8 protein-coding genes are annotated in these 8,263 nt (G+C 73.9%); 2 read left to right on the top strand and 6 right to left on the bottom strand.

The window, feature by feature from the left end; all coding sequences use genetic code 11:
• The 3 genes from G3I53_RS26725 to G3I53_RS26715 form a co-directional block, all read right to left on the bottom strand.
• A partial coding sequence (locus G3I53_RS26725; protein ID WP_164346557.1) for an ArsA-related P-loop ATPase occupies positions 1-416 on the bottom strand: 416 nt, incomplete at its 3' end.
• A gap of 71 nt (positions 417-487) precedes the next feature.
• On the bottom strand, positions 488-931 hold the full coding sequence (locus G3I53_RS26720) for an SRPBCC family protein (RefSeq protein ID WP_164335250.1): 444 nt from the start codon (positions 929-931) through the stop codon (positions 488-490).
• Between the two features lie 140 nt (positions 932-1,071).
• Positions 1,072-1,827, bottom strand: a complete 756-nt coding sequence (locus G3I53_RS26715) for a metallophosphoesterase (protein WP_164335252.1) — start codon at positions 1,825-1,827, stop codon at positions 1,072-1,074.
• A gap of 339 nt (positions 1,828-2,166) precedes the next feature.
• Between G3I53_RS26715 and G3I53_RS26710 the strand changes: the two genes are divergently transcribed.
• Entirely contained in the window at positions 2,167-3,963 is a 1,797-nt protein-coding gene (locus G3I53_RS26710; protein WP_164335248.1) for an AMP-dependent synthetase/ligase, read from the top strand.
• A 186-nt stretch (positions 3,964-4,149) separates the two neighbouring features.
• On the opposite strand, the gene G3I53_RS26705 is transcribed toward G3I53_RS26710, so the two are convergent.
• On the bottom strand, positions 4,150-5,292 hold the full coding sequence (locus tag G3I53_RS26705) for a glycosyltransferase family 4 protein (RefSeq protein ID WP_164335246.1): 1,143 nt from the start codon (positions 5,290-5,292) through the stop codon (positions 4,150-4,152).
• A 119-nt stretch (positions 5,293-5,411) separates the two neighbouring features.
• Here G3I53_RS26705 and G3I53_RS26700 point away from each other — a divergent pair, with 119 nt between their 5' ends.
• Positions 5,412-6,653, top strand: a complete 1,242-nt coding sequence (locus G3I53_RS26700) for a glycosyltransferase family 87 protein (RefSeq protein WP_164438854.1) — start codon at positions 5,412-5,414, stop codon at positions 6,651-6,653.
• A 24-nt stretch (positions 6,654-6,677) separates the two neighbouring features.
• On the opposite strand, the gene G3I53_RS26695 is transcribed toward G3I53_RS26700, so the two are convergent.
• Complete coding sequence (locus G3I53_RS26695) at positions 6,678-7,862, bottom strand: hypothetical protein (protein WP_343240696.1); 1,185 nt, start codon at positions 7,860-7,862, stop codon at positions 6,678-6,680.
• Positions 7,863-7,895: 33 nt separating this feature from the next.
• A partial coding sequence (locus G3I53_RS26690; protein ID WP_164438853.1) for a C40 family peptidase occupies positions 7,896-8,263 on the bottom strand: 368 nt, incomplete at its 5' end.

Below are 8,263 nucleotides of genomic sequence, written 5' to 3'. Positions count from 1 at the left end.
AGGGCGCGCTCGGCGGGCGGGAGGTCGACGACGAGGAGGTCGTGCTCCTCCGACAGGGCCGCGTCCCGCAGGGCGCGCAGCAGAGCGAGCTCCTCGGCGCCGGGCAGCGGGGTCAGTTCGTCGGGCTCCAGGCGGGAGGCGCCGAGCAGGTCGAGTGCGGCGCCGGCGCGGTCCTGCAGGGCGGTGAGGTCCTCCCGGAAGTCCGCGTCGGCCTCGACGCGGCGGGCGGTGAGCCCCGGGGCGGCCTCGACGGGCGCGGCCCCGACGGGCACCCCCAGCACCGCGCCCAGGGTGTCCGTCCGGTCGGTGCCGAGGACGAGGGTGCGGGTGCCCGCGCGGGCGGCGGCCAGCGCGGTGCCGGCCGCGACGGTGGTACGGCCGCTGCCGCCGGGGCCCGTGATCAGGAGGGTACGCATGAGGGTGAACGGTACCCGTGCGCCACCGGCGCGAACGGCGCGTGCGCGCCGCGGCGGCTGGAGCGGGCCGGCTACTCGAGCCCGGACTCGACCCGCTTCTTCAGTCCCGCGAGCGCGCGGTCGATGATGACCTTCTCGGCCTTGCGCTTGATCATGCCGAGCATCGGGATCTTGACGTCGACGGTGAGCCGGTAGGTCACCTCGGTGGTGTCCGCGCCCGCGGGCCTGAGGACGTAGGACCCGTCGAGGGAGCGCAGCATCTGGGACTTCACGAGGGTCCAGGAGACCTCGTGCTCGCCGGTCCAGGTGTAGGCGAGGGTCTGGTCGTCCTTGATCGCACCGGCGTCCATGACGAGGCGCACCTGCTCGGCGCGGCCCTGGCCGTCGGTCTTGAGGACCTCCGCCTCCTTCACCTCGCCGGTCCAGTCCGGATAGCGGGCGAAGTCGGCGATCACCCCCATGACCTCGGCCGGTGCCGCCTCGATCGTGATGCTCGAGCTGGTGTGTTCCGCCATCGCCGTGGCTCCTCCAGATGCGGGCCGGTCGTCGGATCGCCGTGCACGGGCTCCCCGCGCACGCCCGTGCAGCGGAAGGCTACCGCGCAGCGGACCGGCACAACGCACCCGACCTGGGACATCCTGGCCGGATCCGGCGGTCACCACTCGAGGGCCCAGGGGCGGCCGGTGCCGGCGAAGTGCCCGACGTTCACGCACTCGGTGGCGCCGACCCGCATCCGGCGCACCAGCGGCTGGTGGACGTGCCCGAACAGCGCGTAACGGGGCCGGGTGCGGTGGATGGCGTCCAGCAGGGCCCGGCTGCCGCGTTCGAAACGGCGGGCGACGGTGTCGTAGACCAGTTCCGGCACCTCGGGCGGGATGTGGGTGCACAGCACGTCGACCTCGCCGACCGCCTCGATCTTCGCCGCGTACTCCTCGTCGCTGATCTCGTAGGGCGTGCGCATCGGGGTGCGCAGGCCGCCGCCGACGAAGCCGAAGACGCGCCCGCCGATCTCCACCCGCTCGCCGTCGAGGACGGTGACGCCCGGCCCCGCGTACTCCGGCCACAACGGCGGCATGTCGACATTGCCGTACGTGGCGTACGTCGGCGCGGGGAACGCGGCGAACAGCTCGGCGTACTGCTTGCGCACCGCCTTCTCGATGGCGGCGGCCCGGTCCCCCTCGATCCCCGCCCACAGCCGGGCGCCGAAGGCGCGGGCCTCCTCGAAGCGGCGCGCGGTGCGCAGCTCCACGATGCGGTCGGCGTTCTCGACACCGAACAGGTCGGGGAAGATGCCGCGCGAGTGGTCGGCGTAGTCGAGGAAGAGCACCAGATCGCCCAGGCAGATCAGGGCGTCGGCGCCCTCCCCGGCCCGGGCGAGGTCACGGGCGTTGCCGTGCACGTCGCTGACCACGTGGACGCGGGTCCGCCGGTTTCGGTCCTGTGCGGTTGCCATGCCGATCAAGGGTAGGCAGCGTTCGCGGCGGTGAACAGGGGCGCCCCGCGGCGGCCGTCGTTGGCCCGTCGTACGGCGGGTGGACTACGCTCCGAAAGGAAAGCACCATTTGTGTGACGCAGCGAACATCTCACCGGGACCCCCTGTCGTAGAAGCCATACCGGCGGGTAACGTCCGGGCAGTCCAGTCGTGCTCGGGATTTCAACCGTTGACTTCGCGAGCACTCTCCCGAGCCTTGGACCGCACCGTCGCATCGCACAACGTCGTGGCGCCGGCGCCCTAAGAGGAGCAGCAGTCTTGCGCGAGTTCAGCCTTCCGGCTTTGTACGAGGTCCCTGCGGACGGCAACCTGAGCGACATCGTCCGCCGCAACGCCGCGCAGCACCCCGATGTCGCGGTCATCGCCCGCAAGGCCGGCGGCAGCTGGCAGGACGTGACGGCCACGACCTTCCTCGCCGAGGTGCTGTCCGCCGCCAAGGGGCTCATCGCCGCCGGTGTGCAGCCGGGCGACCGCGTGGCCCTGATGTCCCGGACCCGCTACGAGTGGACGCTGCTGGACTTCGCGATCTGGAGCGCGGGCGCCATCACCGTGCCCGTGTACGAGACCAGTTCCCCGGAGCAGGTGGCCTGGATCCTCAGCGACTCCGGTGCCACCGCCTGCGTGGTGGAGCTCGACGCGCACGCGGCCGCCGTGGAGTCGGTGCGTGACCGGCTGCCCGAGCTGAAGCACGTCTGGCAGATCGAGGCCGGCGCCCTCGACGAGCTCGGACGCCTCGGCCAGGACGTCACCGACGGGGTGGTCGAGGAGCGCAGCTCGGTCGCGAAGGCCGACGACCCGGCGACCATCGTCTACACCTCCGGCACCACCGGCCGCCCCAAGGGCTGCGTGCTCACCCACCGCAGCTTCTTCGCCGAGTGCGGCAACATCGTCGAGCGGCTGCGCCCGCTGTTCCGCACCGGCGAGTGCTCCGTGCTGCTGTTCCTGCCCCTCGCCCACGTCTTCGGGCGGATGGTGCAGATCGCGCCGATGGTCGCGCCGATCAAGCTGGGCCTGGTGCCCGACATCAAGAACCTCACCGACGAGCTGGCCTCCTTCCGGCCGACCCTGATCCTCGGGGTGCCGCGGGTCTTCGAGAAGGTCTACAACTCGGCCCGCGCCAAGGCGCAGGCCGACGGCAAGGGCAAGATCTTCGACAAGGCGGCCGACACCGCGATCGCCTACAGCCGCGCCCTGGACACGCCGTCCGGGCCGTCGCTCGGCCTGAAGCTGAAGCACAAGGTCTTCGACCGGCTCGTCTACGGCAAGCTGCGCGCGGTCCTCGGCGGGCGCGGCGAGTACGCCATCTCCGGCGGCGCGCCGCTCGGCGAACGCCTCGGCCACTTCTTCCGCGGCATCGGCTTCAGCGTCCTGGAGGGCTACGGCCTCACCGAGTCCTGCGCGGCCACCGCGTTCAACCCCTGGGACCGGCAGAAGATCGGCACGGTCGGACAGCCGCTGCCCGGCTCCGTGGTGCGCATCGCCGACGACGGCGAGGTGCTGCTGCACGGCGAGCACCTGTTCAAGGAGTACTGGAACAACCCGGCCGCGACCGCCGAGGCGCTGGCCGACGGCTGGTTCCACACCGGCGACATCGGCACCCTCGACGAGGACGGCTACCTGCGGATCACCGGCCGCAAGAAGGAGATCCTCGTCACCGCGGGCGGCAAGAACGTCGCCCCGGCGGTCATCGAGGACCGCATCCGGGCGCACGCGCTGGTCGCCGAGTGCATGGTGGTGGGCGACGGGCGGCCGTTCGTCGGCGCGCTGGTCACCATCGACGAGGAGTTCCTGGGCCGCTGGTGCGTCGAGAACGGCAAGCCGGAGGGGTCCACGGCGGCGGCGCTGAGCGAGGACCCGGATCTGCTGGCCGCGATCCAGGCCGCGATCGACGACGGGAACGCGGCGGTGTCCAAGGCGGAGTCGGTGCGGAAGTTCCGGATTCTGCCGGCGCAGTTCACGGAGGAGTCGGGGCATCTGACTCCGTCGTTGAAGCTGAAGCGGAATGTTGTCGCCAAGGATTACGCGCACGAGATCGAGGCGATCTACGCGAAGTAAGGGGTTGCGTTGTTCCTCGCGCCCCTGGGGGGGTGTGCCTCCCCGGGGCTTGTACGGGACCCCGTGTTTCCGTGAGGTGCGCGGTTCCCCGCGCCCCCGAGGGGGTGCCTCCGGGCGGGGAGCATGCCTGAGCCGGGGCTTCCCCTGGGTGCGCGGTTCCTCGCGCCCCTGGAGCGGGGCCCGGGGTTACAGGAGGGTTTTGAGGTTTTCTGCCAGGAGGTCCCAGCGCCACTTCTGTTCGATCCATTGTCTGCCGCGCTCGCCCATGCGGTGGCGCAGGGCCGGGTCGGCGAGGAGGGTGATGATGCGGTCGGCGGTGGGTTCCGGGGTGGCGCCGGGGACGACCCAGCCGGTCTCGCCGTCGAGGACGGCGTCGGGGGCGCCGCCGGAGTCGCCGGCGACGACGGGCAGGCCGGTCGCGGACGCCTCCAGGTAGACGATGCCGAGCCCCTCCACGTCCAGTCCCCCGCGCCGGGTGCGGCAGGGCATCGCGAAGACGTCGCCCGCGCCGTAGTGGGCGGGCAGCTCGGACCAGGGGACGGAGCCGGTGAAGCGGACCGAGGCGGCGACCCCGGTGTCGCGGGCCAGCCGGCGCAGGTCGTTCTCGTAGGGGCCGCCGCCGACGATCAGGAGCACCGCGTCGGGCTCGGCGGCCAGGATCGCCGGCATCGCGCGGATGAGGGTGTCCTGGCCCTTGCGCGGCACCAGGCGGGACACGCAGACCACGACCGGCCGGTCCGTCAGGCCGAGCCGGGCGCGGACCTCGTCGCCGCCCGAGCCGGGGTGGAAGGTCTTCTCGTCGACGCCGGGCGGCAGCTGGACCATGCGGGCCGCCGCCTCGGGCGTGAGCGCGCGGGCGATGCGCTCGCGCGTGTACGCGCCGAGGTAGGTGATCGTGTCGGTGGACTCGCCGATGCGGCGCAGCAGTTGCCGGGCGGCGGGCAGCTGGGCCCAGCCGGCCTCGTGGCCGTGGGTGGTGGCGACGATCCGCTCGGCGCCGGCGCGGCGCAGGGCCGGGGCCATCAGGCCGAGGGGGGCGGCCGCCCCGAACCACACGGAGGTGCAGCCGTGCTCGCGCAGCAGGCGGGTCGCCCTGCGGGTGACCGCCGGGGTCGGCAGCAGCATCGTGGTGCGGTCGCGCACGACGGTGAAGGGCTGCTCGGCGTCGAAGGCGGCGGTCGCCTCGACGCCCTCCCGGGAACGCTTCCAGGTGGAGGCGTAGACGACCAGCCGGCCGGGGTCCAGGCGCAGCGCCATGTTGTGCAGGAAGGCCTGGATACCGCCGGGCCGGGGCGGGAAGTCGTTGGTCACGATCAGGGTCTTGTGCATCGCCGCCGACCCTACCGAACCCCCGCGGCACGCCCGGCCGGGCGCCTCGGTGGCACGCGCGGCGGGGTCCGGGACATCATGGCTGCCTCGGGACCCCCACACCGACGGACAGGAACCACGTGAAGACGACGGGCGCCGCACGGTCCCTCACCGGACTGCTGACCGTGTGGGGGCTGACCCGGGCGTTCCTGCTGCTGTGCGTGCTGAAGGCGGTCGTCTTCCCCGGCCCGGACGTCACCACGGACGTGTCGGTGATCTATCACGACTGGTACACCGTGCTGCGTACCGGAACGTTTCCGCTGAACGACGTCACCTGGCAGTACCCGCCCGCGGCGGCCCTGGCGGTGCTCTCCCCCGCGCTGCTGCCGTTCCTGGAGTACACCACCGCGTTCTTCGTGCTGGTGTGCCTCGCCGACCTGGTGACGCTGGCGCTGCTGTGGCGCGCCGGGACGCGGTCCGGGCGGTCGCTCGCCGGCGCCTGGGTGTGGGTGGCCGGGGTCCCCCTGCTGGGGCCGACCGTGTACGCGCGCTACGACGTGATGGTGACCGCGGTGGCGGTGGCGGCGCTGCTCGCCGGGGTCCGCCGGCCGCGGCTGACGGGGGCGCTGGTGGCGTTCGGGGCGCTGCTGAAGGGCTGGCCGGCGCTGCTGCTGCTCGGGGTGCGGCGGCGCTCGGTGTGGGTGTCGGCGGCGCTGACCGGCGCGGGCCTGGCGGCGCTGTTCGCGGTGGCGATGCCCGGGGCGTTCGCGTTCCTGACGTTCCAGCGGGACCGGGGCACGGAGGTCGAGTCGCTGGGCGCGCTCGTCCTGCACGTGGCCCGGCACTTCGGCTGGGACGGGGAGGTGCTGCTCAACTACGGCTCCGTGGAGTTCGTCGGCCCGTACGTGGGCTGGGTGAGCACGGGCGCGCTGCTGCTGAGCGCGGCGGGCTTCGGCTGGCTGGTGCTGTGGCGGCTGCGGGCCACCCGGTTCGCGCCGCACACGGTGGCCGACGCCGCGTTCGTGGCGGTGCTGGTGTTCGTCACCACCAGCCGGGTCATCAGCCCGCAGTACATGGTGTGGCTGGTCGGCCTCGCGGCGGTGTGCCTGGGCTTCCGGGCGAGCCGGATGCGCCTGCCGGCGGGGCTGGTGCTGGCCGCGTGCCTGGTGACGGTGCTGGAGTTCCCGGTGTGGTTCGCCCACGTCGTGGCCAGTGACCGGCTGGGCATCGGGCTGCTGGCGGTGCGCAACGGCCTCCTGGTCGCCGCGACGCTCCTGGCGGCCCGGGCCCTGTGGTCCGCGACGGTGGTGCCCCGCCGCCCGGCCCTGCCGTTCGCGCCGCGCCCGAGCCGTACGGACGGCACGCGGGTGTCCTCCTCCTGACCGTCCGGCCGCTGCCCGGCGGTCTCAGCCCAGCTCGCTGCGCAGGTGGTCGCGCCACTGGGCGGTGAAGTCGGCGTGGGTGGTGCCCAGGACGTCGCGCAACGCCTGTTCGACCGCGCCCTCCCGCCGGTCGTGGGCGCCCACCGCCCGGTAGAACGCGCGCAGGCGGTCCTCGCCCCAGCGGTCGGCGATGAGGCGGCAGGCCGTCCAGCCGCTCTCGTAGGCCCGGGCGAGGCCCTCGGCGTCGCCGGAGAAGCCGAAGTCGTCGTCGGCCGGGAGGGCCTCGGGGATGTCGCCCCGGGCGACCGCGCGGGCCAGTTCGGGCGCCGCCTGGGCCGGGGTGCGGGCGCCGTCGCGGTAGCCGATCCAGTCGGCGAAGCCCTCGGACAGCCACAGCGGGGTGGAGGCGCTGGTGTGGGCGCGGGTGGCGACGTGGGTGGCCTCGTGGGTGAGGACCACCTGCCGCCCGGAGTCGCCGAGGAGTCCGAAGGCGTCGGGGTTGACGATGATCCGGTCGGCCGGGGCCCGCTCCCCCGCGCCCGTCTCGCCGGTGGTGACCGCGGCGATGCCCCGGTAGGACGAGGCGGGCGAGTTCAGCAGCCCGGCCATGCCCTGGAGGGAGGTGGGCACCAGGACGACGAGGTGCCGGAACCACCGCCGCCCCCACGCGTCGGACACCGCGGGCACGGCCCGGTCGGCCAGCCGGGCGTAGTCGCGCAGCCGGTCGTCGGACTGGCCGACGCCGAGCACCAGGCTGCCCCCGCCGCGCACGGCCCGTACCCGGCCCTGGTCCCACAGCTGCTGGCCCGAGGACCCGGCCGGCCGGTCCGCGTCGACGCTCCACCGGCCGTCGGAGTCCCGGCTGAGCCTCAGGGTGCGGGCGGTGGTGACGGGCGACGGGTCGTAGCCGTCGACGCGGTAGCTGAGGTCGGCGTCGGCCGTGGCGGTGTCGCCGGTGCGGTGCACGGAGGTCACCCGGTAGGACCACTCGGCCAGCGGCACGGCACGCAGGTTGTCGTACCCGGCGCGGGTGCCGGTGCGGGCGTGGGCGGCGGCGTCGCCGTCGAGCAGGGCCCGCGCGCGCCGGTCCAGCAGGGACTGCACCTCGGCCCGGGCGCCGTCCGGCCCGCCGCCGCACGCCACCAGGGACGCGAGCAGCAGAACGAGCGCCACCACGGACGCCCCCGGACCCCGCCTACGACCTGCCACCTTTCCGAGGGTACGGGCGCGGCGCCGCCGGGGTCAGACCCTGGTGACCGACGAGATGGGCATCATGCCCACCGGGTCGTGGCGCACGGGCGCGCCGGGGTACGGCGCGTGGATCACCTGGCCGTTGCCGACGTACATGCCGACGTGGCTGGCGTCGGAGCGGTAGACGACCAGGTCGCCGGGCCGGGCCTCGGACAGCGGGATCTGCCGTCCGGCGTGCCGCTGGGCCTGCGAGGTGCGCGGGATGGCCACCCCGGCCTGGGCGTACGACCACTGGGTCAGGCCTGAACAGTCGAAGCCGCCGGGCCCGTTGGCGCCCCAGACGTAGGGCTTGCCGAGGGCGGAGCGGGCGGCGGCGACGGCGGCGGCCGCGCGGCCGGAGGCGGCCTCCCCGCCGGGGC

This window comes from Streptomyces sp. SID14436, from assembly GCF_010548465.1.
Taxonomy (GTDB): domain Bacteria; phylum Actinomycetota; class Actinomycetes; order Streptomycetales; family Streptomycetaceae; genus Streptomyces.
This window is presented reverse-complemented; position numbering and strand designations above follow the sequence as displayed.

Excerpts from the sequence above, each read along its gene's own strand:
- G3I53_RS26720 (WP_164335250.1), bottom strand. The coding sequence starts at position 931 with ATGGCGGAACACACCAGCTCGAGCATCACGATCGAGGCGGCACCGGCC.
- G3I53_RS26705 (WP_164335246.1), bottom strand. The coding sequence starts at position 5,292 with ATGCACAAGACCCTGATCGTGACCAACGACTTCCCGCCCCGGCCCGGC.